This is a genomic window from Pseudomonas sp. GZD-222, from assembly GCF_049310525.1.
Lineage (GTDB): Bacteria > Pseudomonadota > Gammaproteobacteria > Pseudomonadales > Pseudomonadaceae > Aquipseudomonas.
Window position 1 is genome coordinate 17648 of sequence record NZ_JBMOWO010000047.1, and the last position, 14987, is coordinate 32634.

14 protein-coding genes are annotated in these 14987 nt (G+C 60.9%); 2 read left to right on the top strand and 12 right to left on the bottom strand.

Going from position 1 to position 14987, the window contains the following annotated elements; all coding sequences use genetic code 11:
- Window positions 1-6: 6 nt before the first annotated feature.
- On the bottom strand, window positions 7-534 hold the full coding sequence (locus tag ACO6VD_RS08570; protein ID WP_422418309.1) for a DUF3617 domain-containing protein: 528 nt from the start codon (window positions 532-534) through the stop codon (window positions 7-9).
- A gap of 128 nt (window positions 535-662) precedes the next feature.
- Between ACO6VD_RS08570 and cls the strand changes: the two genes are divergently transcribed.
- Window positions 663-2102 (top strand): cardiolipin synthase, encoded by a 1440-nt coding sequence (gene cls, locus ACO6VD_RS08575; protein ID WP_422418311.1) that lies wholly within the window; start codon window positions 663-665, stop codon window positions 2100-2102.
- Window positions 2103-2107: 5 nt separating this feature from the next.
- Here the strand turns inward: cls and cfaB are convergent, their stop codons facing one another.
- Entirely contained in the window at window positions 2108-3292 is a 1185-nt protein-coding gene (cfaB, locus tag ACO6VD_RS08580) for a C17 cyclopropane fatty acid synthase CfaB (RefSeq protein WP_422418312.1), read from the bottom strand.
- 209 nt (window positions 3293-3501) lie between these two features.
- Between cfaB and lpdA the strand changes: the two genes are divergently transcribed.
- Window positions 3502-4902, top strand: a complete 1401-nt coding sequence (lpdA, locus tag ACO6VD_RS08585; RefSeq protein ID WP_422418313.1) for a dihydrolipoyl dehydrogenase — start codon at window positions 3502-3504, stop codon at window positions 4900-4902.
- A gap of 2 nt (window positions 4903-4904) precedes the next feature.
- Here the strand turns inward: lpdA and ACO6VD_RS08590 are convergent, their stop codons facing one another.
- The 10 genes from ACO6VD_RS08590 to ACO6VD_RS08635 form a co-directional block, all read right to left on the bottom strand.
- Window positions 4905-6110, bottom strand: coding sequence for a benzoate/H(+) symporter BenE family transporter (locus ACO6VD_RS08590; RefSeq protein WP_422418315.1), 1206 nt, complete (start codon window positions 6108-6110; stop codon window positions 4905-4907).
- A gap of 190 nt (window positions 6111-6300) precedes the next feature.
- Window positions 6301-7233: a catechol 1,2-dioxygenase gene (gene catA / locus ACO6VD_RS08595; RefSeq protein ID WP_400173163.1), complete on the bottom strand. Its 933-nt coding sequence runs from the start codon at window positions 7231-7233 to the stop codon at window positions 6301-6303.
- Window positions 7234-7271: 38 nt separating this feature from the next.
- Window positions 7272-7562: a muconolactone Delta-isomerase gene (gene catC, locus ACO6VD_RS08600; RefSeq protein ID WP_133213657.1), complete on the bottom strand. Its 291-nt coding sequence runs from the start codon at window positions 7560-7562 to the stop codon at window positions 7272-7274.
- A gap of 11 nt (window positions 7563-7573) precedes the next feature.
- Complete coding sequence (locus ACO6VD_RS08605) at window positions 7574-8695, bottom strand: muconate cycloisomerase family protein (protein ID WP_422417494.1); 1122 nt, start codon at window positions 8693-8695, stop codon at window positions 7574-7576.
- Window positions 8696-8714: 19 nt separating this feature from the next.
- Window positions 8715-9476 (bottom strand): 1,6-dihydroxycyclohexa-2,4-diene-1-carboxylate dehydrogenase, encoded by a 762-nt coding sequence (locus ACO6VD_RS08610; protein ID WP_422417495.1) that lies wholly within the window; start codon window positions 9474-9476, stop codon window positions 8715-8717.
- A 65-nt stretch (window positions 9477-9541) separates the two neighbouring features.
- Window positions 9542-10552, bottom strand: a complete 1011-nt coding sequence (benC, locus tag ACO6VD_RS08615) for a benzoate 1,2-dioxygenase electron transfer component BenC (protein WP_400173158.1) — start codon at window positions 10550-10552, stop codon at window positions 9542-9544.
- A gap of 25 nt (window positions 10553-10577) precedes the next feature.
- A complete protein-coding gene (benB, locus tag ACO6VD_RS08620; RefSeq protein ID WP_038616069.1) occupies window positions 10578-11066 on the bottom strand; it encodes a benzoate 1,2-dioxygenase small subunit in 489 nt (162 codons plus the stop codon).
- Window positions 11063-12421, bottom strand: a complete 1359-nt coding sequence (benA, locus tag ACO6VD_RS08625) for a benzoate 1,2-dioxygenase large subunit (protein ID WP_400173157.1) — start codon at window positions 12419-12421, stop codon at window positions 11063-11065. The genes benB and benA overlap by 4 nt, the downstream gene beginning before the upstream one ends.
- A gap of 106 nt (window positions 12422-12527) precedes the next feature.
- The gene (locus ACO6VD_RS08630) at window positions 12528-13484 is read right to left on the bottom strand and encodes an AraC family transcriptional regulator (protein ID WP_400173156.1); all 957 of its coding nucleotides are present in this window, start codon (window positions 13482-13484) and stop codon (window positions 12528-12530) included.
- A gap of 141 nt (window positions 13485-13625) precedes the next feature.
- On the bottom strand, window positions 13626-14879 hold the full coding sequence (locus tag ACO6VD_RS08635; protein ID WP_422417497.1) for an OprD family porin: 1254 nt from the start codon (window positions 14877-14879) through the stop codon (window positions 13626-13628).
- Window positions 14880-14987: the final 108 nt, after the last annotated feature.

Genomic DNA, 14987 nt, shown 5'->3' on the forward strand with positions numbered 1-14987 from the left:
CGAGCGTCAAGTCCGCGGCTTGACCGTACCGCAGTCGCTGCCCAGCCAAACAGCGCGTGTGTTCATGCTTCCTTGTTGCTGGGCCCCCGAGGCATTGAAGGTTCCGTTCACTGTAGTCGTGAACTCTTTATCACTCTGGAATGTTGCTACGCCATTGCCCTGTGCTTTCGGACAGCTGAAGGTGAATTTCCAGACATTGCCGGTGCGCTCGGTAATCTTCTGGGTGCAGCCAGACTTCGGGTCTTGCAACGGAATGTCATCGGTCTTGACCTGCTCAGGGGTCAGGCATGAGCGAACACCCTGACCGGCGACACTGATCCCCTGCTTGGCCAACCCGCCTTCGATCATCGCCCGCTGCTCGGGTGGCAGGTTCTTCAGCTGGCCGAGCATAAAGCCCATGTCGGGCAGCGCTTTGCCATCGACCTGCATATTGCTGGTGGTCAGCTCCCACAACCCTGGTTGCAACATTTGCGCATGCACCAACGGGCTCGACACACCCAGGACCAATGCCAGCATCGGCAGACGACTTTTCATGTAGTGACTCCTCGAAACTCCAGCCCCAAGCTGGAACACAGCTTAGACGTCAATTTGACCTTTCGGTTGCAAGTGCAGTGTGGAACATGCTCTGTTAGAGGGCAGTGCCTTTGGACAGCAGGATGCGTATGGATTACCACAGCCCCTACTTCTTCGGTTACCTCATCGGTGCCCTGCACTTGCTCGGTGCCATCGCCGCCATGCATGCAGTGCTCACCGTGCGCACGGCCCAGGGTGCTATTGCCTGGGCCCTGTCACTGCTGTTCATCCCCTACTTCACCTTGATCCCTTACCTGGTATTTGGCAGCCGCACCTTCGATGCCTACATCCAGGCCCGGCGTCAGGCCAACCGGGAGATGCATGTGGCCATGGCCGACCTGAACTGGCGACCGTGGGTCGATGAAGCGCTGGCAGCACGCAACTCCGAATCCTATGGCGCCTTGCGGGCCATGCCGCGGTTAGGCCGCATGCCATGCCTGGCGAACAACCAGGTACGTCTGTTGATCGACGGCAAGGCGACCTTCGACGCCATCTTCGCCGCCATTGAACAAGCGCGTGACACGGTACTGGTACAGTTCTTCATCATCCATGACGACAAGCTCGGACGCGCCTTGCAAGCCTTGCTGCTGAAGAAGGCCGCCGAAGGGGTGAAGATTTATGTGCTGTATGACCGGGTTGGCAGCCACGCCCTGCCCACCAGCTACAGCCAGAAGTTGCGCGACGGCGGTGTGAACATCCGCGCCTTCGCCACCCGCCGAGGTTGGTTCAATCGTTTCCAGGTCAACTTCCGCAACCACCGCAAGATCGTCGTGGTCGATGGCGTACAGGGCTTCGTTGGCGGGCACAACGTCGGCGACGAGTACCTCGGCGAAAAGCCCAAACTCTCCCCCTGGCGCGACACCCATGTGCAGGTCAGCGGCCCGGTACTGGCCTGCCTGCAGGAGTCGTTCGCCGAGGACTGGTTCTGGGCCGCACGCGAGCTGCCGCCGCTGATCCTGCCCGACACTTACCCCGAGGACGGCGTGCTCTGTCAGGTCCTCGCCAGCGGTCCGGCCGACCCACAGGAAACCTGTTCGCTGTTCTTCGTCGAAGCCATCCATTCGGCAAGGGAACGGCTGTGGATTACCAGCCCGTACTTCATCCCTGATGAAGCGGTGTTCGCAGCGTTGCGCCTGGCCGTGCTTCGTGGCGTGGATGTGCGCATCCTGGTGCCTTCGCGTGCCGACCATCGCATCGTCTATGCCGCCTCCAGTCTCTTTGCTTTCGAGGCTGTTCGAGCAGGGGTGAGGATGTTCCGTTATGGTCCGGGCTTCCTGCACCAGAAGGTGGTGCTGATCGACAATGAGATCAGCGCCATCGGCAGCGCCAATCTGGACAACCGTTCCTTCCGCCTGAACTTCGAAGTGATGCTGTTGACGGTCGACCGGGACTTCGCCGATCAGGTCGAAGCAATGCTCATCCATGACTTTGACCAAGCCCGGGAGATCAGTGCCGAGGACAGCCAGGACACTCACCGCCTACAACTATTGGGCATGCGTATCGCCCGACTGATTTCACCGATTCTCTAATCACCTCAGCGATAGAGGTCCTCGCGGGTCAGCGGCAGGTCATGATGGCCGTCAGCATAAGGTTTGACCGCGAGGATCTGGTGCAGGTTGATCCAGCCCTTGGCGAAGGCATAAGAACAACCGGCCAGGTACAGGCGCCAGATACGCAGGGCCTTTTCCGGCACCAGCGTCGAGGCTAACTGCAACTGGCTTTCCAGGCGATCACTCCAGTGCTTGAGTGTGTGTGCATAGTGAAGGCGCAGGCTTTCGACATCGACAATCTCAAGACCAGCATGGCTGATGCTGGCCGAGATCATCGACAAGTGCGGCAGCTCGCCGTGGGGGAAAACATAGCGGCCGATGAAACTCCCGGCACCCCGCCCTACCGGACGCCCGTCCACATGCTTGGCGGTGATGCCGTGGTTCATCACCAGACCGCCCTCGCGTACCGCCCCGAACAGACGCTCACAGTACAAGGCCAGGTTGGCATGACCGACATGTTCGAACATGCCGACACTGACCACCTTGTCGAAGCGACCATCTTGAGGAATGTCACGGTAATCGAGGATCTGCAGCTTTACCTGATTCTGCAGACCTTCGTCCTTGACCCGCTGGCGACCGAGCTTGAGCTGCTCTTTGCTCAGGGTAATGCCTAACACCTTGGCGCCAAACTCCCGAGCGGCAAAGCGTGACAGGCCACCCCAACCGCACCCCACATCGAGCAGGTAGTCGCCCTTCTGTAAACGCAACTTGCGGCACAGGTGCTCGAACTTGTTCTGCTGGGCCTGCTCAAGGGTGTCCTGTTCGGTTTTGAAATAGGCACAGGAATAGGCCATGTCCTGGTCCAGCCACAGCTGGTAGAAGTCGTTGGACAGGTCGTAATGATAGGAGATCGCTGCCGCGTCGGTGGCTTTGTCATGCTCGCTACGCACCGGCAAGTCATCGACTTCATGCTTGAGCAAGGCTTCGCTGAGCTCATCGCAAATCCGGATCACCTCGCCGATGGTGCCCTCCAGTTCCAGCTTTCCTTCGACGAAGGCTGCGCCCAGTTCGTCCAGACTCGGATGGGTGAACTGGCTGATCAGCTGCGGATCCTTGACCACGATAGTGACCTGAGGCTTGGGACCCAGATCGAACTCATGGCCATCCCACAGCTTCAGACGCAGCGGCAGTCGCAGGCTTTGCAGAACAGGCGGAAGTTGCGCAAGCATGAAATGAGCCTCCCTTTTTCATCGGACGTCATCGCCAAAGGGTAGTTCATTTGCTGGAAGTGTCAGCCTATTGCCACCATCGCCTGAGCCTATCGCGCCGATTCCAGCGCGCTGAGGAGCGATAAAGTCACGCGATTGATTGTATACAATCAATCGCCTGGCAGACTAATCTTGGCGCCATTGTCGATTCTTCATCCTGGAGTACAACAATGAAAACCTATGATGTGGTGATCATCGGCGGTGGCCCGGGCGGCTACAACGCCGCAATCCGTGCCGGTCAGCTGGGCATGAGCGTGGCCTGCGTGGAAGGCCGTTCGACTTTGGGCGGCACCTGTCTGAATGTCGGCTGCATGCCCTCCAAGGCACTCCTGCATGCCTCGGAACTGTATGAGGCGGCGGTAGGCAGCGAGTTCGCCAACCTGGGTATCGAGGTCAAACCGACCTTGAACCTTGCACAGATGATGAAGCAGAAAGACGAAAGCGTGACGGGCCTGACCAAGGGCATCGAGTTCCTCTTCCGCAAGAACAAGGTCGACTGGATCAAGGGCTGGGGTCAGATCGCAGGGCCAGGCCGGGTCAATGTCAGCGCCGAGGACGGCAGCATCACTGAGCTGCAGGCCAACGACATCGTTATCGCCACCGGCTCCGAACCAACCCCTCTGCCGGGTGTGACTATTGATAACCAACGCATCATCGACTCCACCGGCGCCCTCTCGCTGCCCAGTGTGCCCAAGCACCTGGTGGTGATCGGCGCGGGTGTCATCGGCCTGGAGCTGGGCTCGGTGTGGCGGCGTCTGGGCAGCCAGGTCACGGTGATCGAATACCTCGACCGTATCTGCCCGGGTACCGACGAAGAAACCGCCAAGACCCTGCAACGCGCACTGGCCAAACAAGGCATCAGCTTCAAGCTGGGCAGCAAGGTCACCCAGGCCACCGCCTCGGCGGATGGTGTCAGCCTGAGCCTGGAACCTGCCGCTGGCGGCGCCAGCGAAAGCCTGCAGGCAGACTATGTGCTGGTCGCTATCGGTCGTCGTCCGTATACCAAAGGCCTGGGCCTGGAAAACGTCGGCCTGGAAACCGACAAGCGCGGCATGCTCGCCAACGATCACCATCGCTCGGCCGTACCGGGAATCTGGGTGATCGGCGACGTCACCTCCGGGCCGATGCTCGCGCACAAGGCCGAAGACGAAGCGGTGGCCTGCATCGAGCGTATTGCCGGCAAGGCCCATGAGGTCAACTACAACCTCATCCCCGGGGTGATCTATACCCGTCCGGAATTGGCCAGCGTCGGCAAGACCGAAGAGCAACTCAAGGCCGAAGGGCGTGCCTACAAGGTCGGCAAGTTTCCTTTCACTGCCAACAGCCGGGCGAAGATCAACCATGAGACCGAGGGCTTCGCCAAGGTCCTGGCCGACGCCAACACCGACGAGGTGCTGGGCGTGCACCTGGTCGGCCCGAGCGTCAGCGAGATGATCGGCGAGTTCTGCGTGGCCATGGAGTTCTCGGCCTCGGCCGAAGACATCGCCCTCACCTGCCACCCGCACCCGACCCGTTCCGAAGCCTTGCGCCAGGCGGCGATGAACGTCGAAGGCATGGCCATGCAGATCTGACTTCAGTCAGCCTGTACCCCTACCCTGCTCACCTGTGGCGCTGGCCGCCGCAGGTTGAGCAGCAAGTGCGCGAACACGCCGAAGATCAGCCCCCAGAATGCCGCCGACAACCCCAGGAATGACATCCCCGAAGCCGTCACCAGAAAGGTGATCAACGCCGCCTCGCGATCACTCGGCACACTCATCGCCCCGGCCAGCGCCCCACCAATGGCACCGAACAACGCCAGCCCCGCCAGCGCCGCAATCAAGGCCGCCGGAAACGCGGTGAACAGCGACACCAGCGTTGCCCCGAACACCCCGAGCAGCAAATACAGCACACCACCCGACACACCCGCCCAATAACGTTTGCCCGGATCGTCATGTGCTTCACGGCCAGTGCAGATGGCCGCCGTGATCGCCGCCAGGTTCAGGCCATGGCAACCGAATGGCGCCAACAGCAGGCTGGTGAATGCGTTACTGGAGATGATCGGGCTTGCCGGGGTTTGGTAGCCGTCATTGCGCAACACGACGATGCCCGGCACAAATTGTCCGGTCAGCGCCACCATCACCAGCGGCAGGCTGATGCTCAACAAGGCATGCCAGGTAAATTCCGGGGTGGTCCAGACTGGCGTGGCCAGGCCCACCACCAGCGCCGAGCTGTTCATTTCGCCGCTGAACACGGCAATGCTTACCCCGCATACCAGCACCGCCAACACTGCGTAACGCGGGGCGATGCGCTTGAACACGAGGTAGCTGACAAACATCGCCAGCACCAGCAGCGGCTGCGATTTCAATGAGGTGAACAGGCCGGTACCGAAGCTGAACAGGATGCCCGCCAGCATGGCGGCTGAAATAGCCGGCGGCAGCTTGCCGACAATGCGGTCAAAGGCACCCGACAGACCGACGAGCAGGATCACCAGGTTGGCGACGATGTAGGCACCGACCGCTTCGGCAAAAGCGATGTCCGGCAACAATGCCACCAGCAAAGCCGACCCCGGCGCGGACCAGGCGATCACCAGCGGCACCTTGAAGCGCAGACTGAGCACGATACCCAGCACCCCGCTGCCGATGGAAATGGCCCAGACCCACGAAGACAGCTCGGCCGCAGACAGCTGTGCGCTGTGGGCGGCCTGGAAGATGATCACCAAAGGACCTGCGTAAGAAATCAGAGTGGCGATAAAGCCGGCGACCAAGGCAGAAAGAGAGAAGTCCTGGAATATTGTTTTCATTGGATCGTCCAGTGATTAGCTTCTTGAAAAGCATCGCGGGGCAAGCCCACTCCCACAGTCTTATAAACTGTGGGAGCGGGCTTGCCCCGCGAGTGATCCACCCCCCCCCCCCCCCTGGGGGCCACCCCCACTCCCACATTTTTAGGCGCTGTGGGGTTGTTTCTCCCCCGCGAGGGATTCAACCCGGTTCTCAGGCGTCCTGCAATGCCCGCGGCCGCTTGCTGCGCGCTTCGCTCGCAGGCTTAGGTGCGCCGAGCAACTGGAAGTCGAAGTCCATTTCAGCAAAGCGCCCTTCTACACCACGGGCGTCAGCTGCCGCCGCATCCTCGACAAAGCGCAACTCGCCGATAAGGCCGTCACGGGTGGCATAGGCGAAGTCGTCCCACAGGTACTCGTCACCCGCCAGGTTGATCTGAGTAGTCAGGTGCCGGTAACCCGGTGCCGAAATAAAGAAGTGAATATGCGCCGGGCGATTGCCGTGACGACCGAGCTGATTGAGCAACTCCTGGGTCGGACCATCAGCCGGGCAGCCATAACCCGATGGCACGATGCTGCGCGCGCGGTAGCGGCCTTCGGCGTCGGTGACGATGCGCCGGCGCAGGTTGTAGTCCGACTGGGTGCTGTCGAAGTACGAGTATGTGCCCTGAGTATTGGCATGCCACAGGTCCACCACGGCGCCAGCCACCGGCTGGCCCTGCTCGTCCAGGACGCGGCCCTGAAGGAACATCACCGTGCCCGGATCCAGGCCATCGTCCATGCGCACTTCGCCTTCGGCCATCGGTGCGCCGGCGACATACAACGGCCCTTCGATGGTACGCGGGGTACCACCACTGATGCCGGCTTCGGCGTCCTGGGCATCCAGTTGCAGGTCCAGGTAGTGCTCGACGCCCAAGCCGGCCACCAGCAGGCCGGCTTCCTGGCGCGAACCCAGGCGGTTGAGGTAATCCACCGCCTTCCAGAATTCATCAGGGGTCACTTGCAGGTCTTCGATGATGCGGGCCACGTCGTTGACGATACGGTTGGTCACCAGCTTCATGCGCGGGCTACCCAGGTCGTTGTTCAGGCCACTGACTTCTTCGAAGAATTTCTGGACATCGGCAGTGTGAGCAATCTTCACGGTCATGATATGTACCTCGAATTGTTGTTATCGGCGTTACACGTTCAACGGTCGTCGCTGTGGATCGATGACGGGTGGCGGCACAGGCCATCGATCTCGATGTCCATGTAGGGGAACAGCGGCAGCTGCATCAGGGTGTCGTGCAGCGCCTCGACGCTGGGCAGGTCGAATACGCTGTAGTTGGCGTAGTGCCCGGCGATGCGCCACAGGTGGCGCCAGCTGCCTTCGCGCTGCAGACGCTGGGCCAGCTCTTTTTCGTCGGCCTTGAGCTGCGCGGCTTTGGCCGGGTCCATGTCCAGGGGCAGGTTCACGGTCATTTTCACGTGGAACAACATGGCATCTCTCCTTACTTGCGGCTGAAGAACGCCAGGCGCTCTTCGTCCAGGGTCAGGCCCAGGCCCGGGGTGCGTGGTACGTGCAGGGCGAAGTCGCGATACACCGGCGCTTCGTTCACGATCTCTTCGGTCAGCAGCAGCGGGCCGAACAGTTCGGTGTGCCAGGTCAGCTTGTTCAGGGTGACAAAGGCATGAGCGGCGGCCAGGGTGCCGATCGAACCTTCGAGCATGGTTCCGCCGTACAGGGCAATGCCGGCGGCTTCGGCGATCTGCGCGGTGCGCAACACGGCACGCGGGCCACCGTTCTTGGCGATCTTCAGAGCGAAGATGCTGGCGGCGCCGTCGGCAGCCAGGCTGAAAGCATCCTCGACGCTTTCGATCGACTCATCGGCCATGATCGGTGCCGGGCTGCGCAGGTTCAGGCGTACCTGGCCGGCACGGTTGATGCGCGAGATCGGCTGCTCGACCAGGTCGATACCGTTGTCGCCCAGCACCTGGCAGGCACGGATTGCCTGGGACTCATCCCAGTACTGATTGACGTCGACCCGCACGCTGGCGCGCTCGCCCAGCGCACGTTTGATCGCGGTCACATGTTTGAGGTCGTGGGCGACTTCGTTGGAGCCGATCTTCAGTTTGAAGATGCGGTGACGGCGCAGGTCGAGCATCTGCTCGGCCTCAGCGATGTCGCGGGCGGTGTCGCCGCTGGCCAGGGTCCAGGCCACTTCCAGGCTGTCGCGCACACGCCCGCCAAGCAGTTCGCTGACTGCCAGGCCCTGGCGCTTGCCCTGAGCATCGAGCAAGGCGCTTTCGATCCCGGAGCGGGCGAAGGTGTTGCCCTTGATGACCTTGTCCAGACGCTGCATCGCCGCATTGATATTGCTGGCGTTCTGACCGATCAACAGTGGCGCGAAGTAGCTGTCGATGTTCTGTTTGATGCTTTCCGGGCTTTCGTTGCCATAGGCCAGACCACCAATGGTGGTGGATTCACCAAGGCCTTCGATGCCATCCGAACACTGCAGGCGGATGATCACCAGGGTCTGCTGCTGCATGGTGTGCATCGCCAGCTTGTGCGGACGAATGGTGGGCAGGTCGACGATCAGCGTCGAGATGCGTTCAATCAAAGGATGACTCATCGAGATCTCCAGGGGGCGCTCAGCCGAGGTCGCCGCCGCCAACCGGCAACACCGTGCCGGTGATGTAGGAAGCCTCGTCGGAGGCCAGAAAGAGGATCGCGCCAACCTGTTCGTCGAGGTTGCCGTAGCGCTTCATCAGGCTGCTATCGAGGGTCTGGTCGACGATCTGCTGGTACCAGACTTTCTCGTCGCCGCTCTGCTCGCCGCTGTTGCGTGGCACCCGGCGTGGCGGTGCTTCGGTGCCACCGGGCGCCGTGGCGTTGACCCGTACACCGCGGCCAGCGGTTTCAAAGGCCAGGCAGGCGGTCAGGGCGTTCACTCCGCCTTTGGCTGCGCCGTACGGCACGCGATTGACGCTGCGTGTGGCGATCGAGGAAACGTTGACGATTGCGCCGCGCCCCTGCTCAAGCATGTAGGGCAATGCCGCATGACAGCACCACAGGGTGGGGAACAACGAGCGCCGCACTTCGGCTTCGATCTGCGCCGCTTCGTAGTGCTCGAAAGGCTTGGCCCAGATGGTGCCGCCAACGTTGTTGACCAACACATCGAGGCGACCGAAGCGCTCCACCGCAGCAGCCATCACCCGGTTGCAGTCGTCGTACTGCTCCAGGTCTGCGGTCAGGGTCAGCACACCTTCGCCTTGCAGCTCATGGACCAGCTCAGAACGATCCACGGCCACCAGCGTCGCGCCTTCTTCGAGCAAGCGTTCACACAGGCGGCGGCCGATGCCCTGCGCCGCGCCGGTAACCAGCGCGACCTTGTTGTCGAATCTGTTGTTCATGACAACCTCGAATAAAAAAGGGACCGACCGTACCCGCACGATGCGACCGGCCCCATAAAACAGGTTCAGGCAGCGGCGGCGGCGAATTTTTCGTAGTAGAAGTTCGCCGGGGTAATGCCCTGTTCGCGGATGTACTGGCTGACCGCTTCGACCATTGGCGGCGGACCGCACAGGTACACATCGACATCGCCTTCGTTGAGGTGACGCGGCTCGATGTGCTGGGTGACGTAACCCTTGAGCGGGTGCTGACTCTCGGGGTTGGCCACGCAGGCGCTGTAGCTGAAGTTGGGGATGCGTGCCGCCAGCGCTTGCAGGCGGTCAAGCTCCACCAGGTCGAAGTCGTTGGTCACGCCGTAGATAAGATGCAGCGGATGCTCGCTGCCCTCCTCGGCGATCTTTTCCAACATCGCGGTGAACGGCGCCAGCCCGGTACCACCCGCCAGCAACAGCAGAGGGCGGCGGATTTCACGCAGGTAGAAACTGCCCAACGGGCCGGCCAGGGTCATGTTGTCGCCAGCCTTGGCCAGGCCGGTGAGGAAGCTGCTCATCAGGCCGCCCGGCACGTTGCGGATCAGGAAACTGACCTCGCCGTCCTTTTGCAGCGAGCTGAACGAATAAGCACGGGTCTGCTCGCTGCCGGGCACGCCGAGGTTGACGTATTGCCCGGGCAGGAAGGCCAGACGGCTCAGGGCATCACCCTTGATCGACAGGGCAATGGTGCTATCGGACAGCTGGCGTACTGCGCTGATGCTGGCCTGGTAGCTGGACTGCTCGGTCTTGCACACCTGCGACGATGCCGGAATGCGCACCACGCAATCGCTTTCGGCGCGCATCTGGCAGGTCAGCACATAACCCTGGGCGGCTTCTTCCTCGCTCAAGGCATCTTCGATGTATTCCTGGCCCAGGTCGTAACGACCGGCCTCGGCAAAGCACTTGCAGGTACCGCAGGCGCCATCACGGCAGTCCAGCGGAATGTTGATGCCTTGGCGGTAGGCGGCATCGGCCACGGTTTCGTCAGCAGTGGCGTCAATGAAACGGGTAACCCCGTCTTCGAAATTCAAGGCGATCTTGTGCATGGCGCACCTCGCAGAAAAGCTGGATTCAGATGTGGTAAACGTCGATGACCTGACGCACGTAGTCGTTCTTGAGCACGACTTTCTTGGCCTTGATCAGCGGCCGTTCGCCGCGCACATCAAGGGTGTAGAAACTGGTGCCGAAGTGACTGTCCACTGTCTTGTAGCGAAAGCTCAGGGTGTGCCAGTTGAAGCGCACCTTGCAGACGCCATCGTTCTGTTCCAGCAGTTCGATGTTGCTGATGTTGTGCGAGGTCCGGGTGTCGGGCATGGTCGCACTGGAGCGTTCGGTCTTGATCCGGAACACACGGTCTTCCAGACCGCCACGGTTGCCGTACCAGATCAGCGAGATTTCCCGTTGCGGGTCTTCGGTAAGCTGGTCGTTGTCGTCCCAGGCCGGCATCCAGAAGGTGGCGTCGGCGGCGTAGCACTCCAGCCAGTTGTCCCACTGGCTGTCGTCCAGGTAACGCGCTTCTTCATAGAGAAAGTCGCGTACTTGCTCGAAGGAAATGCTCATTGCACGGCCTCCACTGGGATCAGCTGTTGCTCGTCGGCGAGGGCCTTGAGCATGGTTTCCTGCCAGTACTTGTGTTGCAGCACGAACAGGCCTTCGTCTTCGGTACGCACACCGCTCATTTGCGGATGCAGGTCGATTTCCTGCGCAGCGGCATCGGCGCCGTCGACCCAATGGGTGGCCCCGCGGGACATGTCGTTCCAGCCACGCCCGCCCTGATAACCCATCTGGCACGAGCGGAACTCTTCGAGGTCGTCCGGAGTGGCCATGCCGCTGACGTTGAAGAAGTCCTCGTACTGACGGATGCGCTGGGAGCGGGCCTCGGCGCTCTCGCCCTTCGGCGCGATGCAATAGATGGTGATCTCGGTCTTGTCCACGGCGATGGGCCGGGCAATACGGATCTGCGAGCTGAACTGGTCCATCAGGTACACGTTCGGGTACAGGCACAGGTTGCGCGAGTTCTCGATCATCCAGTTGGCACGGGCCTGACCGAAGTCGGCGGCCAGCTCGTCACGGCGTTCAAACAGCGGACGGTCCTCGGGGTTGGCCCAACGGGTCCAGAGCAGCAGGTGACCTTTGTCGAAGGAGTAGAAACCACCACCGCTCTTGGCCCAGCCGCCCGCACTCATGGTTTTCACTTCGCTGCCCGCCTCGCGCTGCTTGCGCTGGTTCTGGGTGGCAGCATAGTTCCAGTGCACGGCGCTGACGTGGTAGCCATCGGCGCCGTTCTCGGCGGTCAGCTTCCAGTTGCCTTCATAGATGTAGGAGGAAGAACCGCGCAGCACTTCCAGACCTTGCGGCGACTGATCGACGATCATGTCGATGATCTTTGCCGATTCGCCCAGGTGCTCGACCAGCGGCACGACGTCCGGGTTCAGGCTGCCAAACAGGAAGCCGCGATAGGACTCGAAACGCGCGACCTTGGTCAGGTCATGGGAGCCTTCGCAGTTGAAGCTCGCCGGGTAGCCGGCATCGACCGGATCCTTGACCTTGAGCAGCTTGCCGGAGTTGTTGAAAGTCCAGCCGTGGAACGGGCAGGTGTAGGACGAGCGGTTACCGCTCTTGTGCCGGCAGAGCATCGCACCGCGGTGGCTGCAGGCATTGAGGAAGGCATTGAGCACACCATCCTTGTTGCGCGCGATGAAGATCGCCTGGCGCCCCATGGTGGTGGTGAGGAAGTCGTTCTTTTCAGGAATCTGGCTCTCGTGGGCAAGGTACAGCCAGTTGCCCTCGAAGATGTGTTTCATCTCAAGATCGAACAGACGGGGGTCGGTGAACATCTCGCGCTTGCAGCGAAAGACGCCCTTCTCCTGATCTTCTTCAAGCAGGGAATTAAGGTAATCGAATCCCAGGGACATGGCCGGGGCCTCCGTTGTTATTGTGTTCAGGCCATGTCAGGTTAAGGAGCGAGGGGGACGGCAAATATCCGCTTTGTGCAGACCTTTATCCGTTTTCTGCAAAGTGTCAGGAACGACGCTTGAGGGTGTCGGAGGGGAGTTCGCCGAACAGCGACTTGTAGTTTTCCGAGAAACGGCCCAGGTGCACGAAGCCATAATCCATGGCCAGTTCGGTGATGCTGCGCACCGGGCAGTTGGGGTCGGCGAGGCTGGCGTGAATACGTTCGAGCTTCTTCTGGCGTATGTAGATTTTCGGCGTGGTTCCGGCATTGCGCTCGAACAACGCATACAACGAACGCAGGCTCATGCTGGCCTGGCGCGCCAGTTGTTCACTGCAGATATCCAGCTTGAGGTTGCCCTCGATGTAGCCGGCAATCCGGTCAAAGGTCACGGCCTGGCTGGTCAGTGCCTCGCGACTGACGTTGGTCGGCATCAAGGTCAGCATCTTGCTGGCGACGATCTGGCTGTAGTGCTCCTGCACCCGCAACAGCGGCTCACTGGCTTCGGCTTCATGGCAGACCATGGCCAGCAGCCCGGCGAATCCTTCCAGCGCCAGCAATTGGTAATGACTTTGGAGAAAGCGCACGCCTTCGCCTGGGCGCTGCCAGCGTTGCTCATCGCAAACACTTTCCAGCAAGCGGTTGGGCAGCTTCAGAATGAATTTTTCGCAGTCGGCGGAATAAGCCAGGTCGACCGGTTCGTCCGGATTGATCAACAGCAACTCGCCCGGCCCGAGCAAACGCTCGGCACGACCACGCCGCCACAGGCAATGGCCACGCAGCAGGATTTGCAGGTGAAAGACGTTTTCCAACGCCGGCGACATCACCCGTACTTCGCCACCGTAGCTGATCCGGCACAGATCAAGGCTGGCGAATTTGCGATGATCGAGGCACGCCTCGGGATGCCCGTAACGCGGCAGGCGGATGTGGTGCACCCCCACATGCTGATTGACGTAGGTCGACACGGCATAAGGATCGGCACGATCGAAAACCCGGCTGCGCTCACTGAGCAGGGGACTCTCCATACCAGGACACTCGTTGTAGTTATCCTGCGAGTCTAAGCGATAGCACGGGTTTTCGACCAATCCGTGGATGGACGGTGTGTTTCCAAAAGCATCGGGGGCAAACCCGCTCCCACCGTGGGAGCAGGCTTGCCCCGCGATCAGTTACAACAAGGTCCAGGTATACGTCAGGATCACCCGGTTCTCATCAATATCCGAACGGTAGTTGGACCGCGCCATGGCATTGCGCAAGCGCACCCCCAGCCCCTTCAACACACCGCTCTGCACCGCATAGCCGATGTCCAGATCACGCTCATGCTCCTTGCCCTCGAAGCCCAGCCCGGTGTCGACATTATTGCCTTTCAGGTAGCGCACCGTTGCCGTCAGCCCCGGAACCCCCATGGCCACAAAGTCGTAGTCATAGCGCACCTGCCAGGAGCGCTCATCGGCATAGGAAAACTCATAGGTTGGCACCTCGTTACCCAACGGTGAAATGTTCGGAAACACTCGTGGAAACGCGTTCTCGCCAAAGATTCCCTGGTAGCCGACGCTGAAGGTATGCCCGCCGCGCTTGGCCGACAACAGCGAATAGAACGCCTGGTTGTCGATATCGCCGATGCGGCTTTCGCCCTGCTCCTTGGCGCTGAAGTAGCCAAGGTTGGCGCCGAGCACCCAATCACCCACCGGCTGGCTGTGCTTGAGGCCGACAAAACCCTGTTGATAGATATCCTCCAGACGGCCATACCAAAGGCTCAGGGTGCTGCGGTTAGCGTTGAAGCTGTAGTCACCACCGGCAAAGTTGAAGGCATCGCTGTCAGCCTGACGCTGAGGCAGGTGCCCGAGCATGGCGATCATTTTTTCGTCGCCCGATTCGTTGCGCAGGCTGGTGGAGCTCAGGTGCCCGACCTGCAGGGTCAGGCCGTCGATTTCGGCCGAGCTGATGCTGGCGCCCTGATAAGTCGGCGGCAGCAGGCGAGAGTCGTTGTACTGGAGGATCGGCAGGTTGGTTTGCAGTTCACCGACCTTCAGTTCGGTCTTCGAATAGCGCAGCTTCAAGGTCGCCCCTGCGCGGCTGTATTCGTCAGCGGCACGGCCGTCATCCTGTACCGGCAGCAGGCCGGTGCCGGTACGGTCCGGGCTGCTGTCGAGCTTGAGGCCGAGCAGGCCGATGGCATCGACGCCCACACCGATGGTTCCGGGGGTGTAGCCCGACTTGAAATTGAGAATGAAGCCCTGCCCCCACTCCTCGGCCTTGGACTGCTGGTTGGCGCCGACGATGCCGGAAAAATCACGGCTGAAGTAGTAGTTGCGCGCCTGCAGAGTGGCGGTGGCGTCCTTGAAGAAATCAGGTTCGGCGGCCTGGGTGGTGAAACTCAGGGCGAGCAAAGACAGCAACCCGGTTGGACGGAAGTTGTTCATGATGACGTGCTCTTTTTATTGTTGTTTTTGACTTGAGAACTGTGGCGTCTGTATCGCGGGGCAAGCCCCCCCCCCCCCAGTTACCACGGTCCCCGTTGGGGAGGGGCT

Excerpts from the sequence above, each read along its gene's own strand:
- ACO6VD_RS08570 (WP_422418309.1), bottom strand. The coding sequence starts at position 534 with ATGAAAAGTCGTCTGCCGATGCTGGCATTGGTCCTGGGTGTGTCGAGC.
- cls (WP_422418311.1), top strand. The coding sequence starts at position 663 with ATGGATTACCACAGCCCCTACTTCTTCGGTTACCTCATCGGTGCCCTG.
- cfaB (WP_422418312.1), bottom strand. The coding sequence starts at position 3,292 with ATGCTTGCGCAACTTCCGCCTGTTCTGCAAAGCCTGCGACTGCCGCTG.
- lpdA (WP_422418313.1), top strand. The coding sequence starts at position 3,502 with ATGAAAACCTATGATGTGGTGATCATCGGCGGTGGCCCGGGCGGCTAC.
- ACO6VD_RS08590 (WP_422418315.1), bottom strand. The coding sequence starts at position 6,110 with ATGAAAACAATATTCCAGGACTTCTCTCTTTCTGCCTTGGTCGCCGGC.
- catA (WP_400173163.1), bottom strand. The coding sequence starts at position 7,233 with ATGACCGTGAAGATTGCTCACACTGCCGATGTCCAGAAATTCTTCGAA.
- catC (WP_133213657.1), bottom strand. The coding sequence starts at position 7,562 with ATGTTGTTCCACGTGAAAATGACCGTGAACCTGCCCCTGGACATGGAC.
- ACO6VD_RS08605 (WP_422417494.1), bottom strand. The coding sequence starts at position 8,695 with ATGAGTCATCCTTTGATTGAACGCATCTCGACGCTGATCGTCGACCTG.
- ACO6VD_RS08610 (WP_422417495.1), bottom strand. The coding sequence starts at position 9,476 with ATGAACAACAGATTCGACAACAAGGTCGCGCTGGTTACCGGCGCGGCG.
- benC (WP_400173158.1), bottom strand. The coding sequence starts at position 10,552 with ATGCACAAGATCGCCTTGAATTTCGAAGACGGGGTTACCCGTTTCATT.
- benB (WP_038616069.1), bottom strand. The coding sequence starts at position 11,066 with ATGAGCATTTCCTTCGAGCAAGTACGCGACTTTCTCTATGAAGAAGCG.
- benA (WP_400173157.1), bottom strand. The coding sequence starts at position 12,421 with ATGTCCCTGGGATTCGATTACCTTAATTCCCTGCTTGAAGAAGATCAG.
- ACO6VD_RS08630 (WP_400173156.1), bottom strand. The coding sequence starts at position 13,484 with ATGGAGAGTCCCCTGCTCAGTGAGCGCAGCCGGGTTTTCGATCGTGCC.
- ACO6VD_RS08635 (WP_422417497.1), bottom strand. The coding sequence starts at position 14,879 with ATGAACAACTTCCGTCCAACCGGGTTGCTGTCTTTGCTCGCCCTGAGT.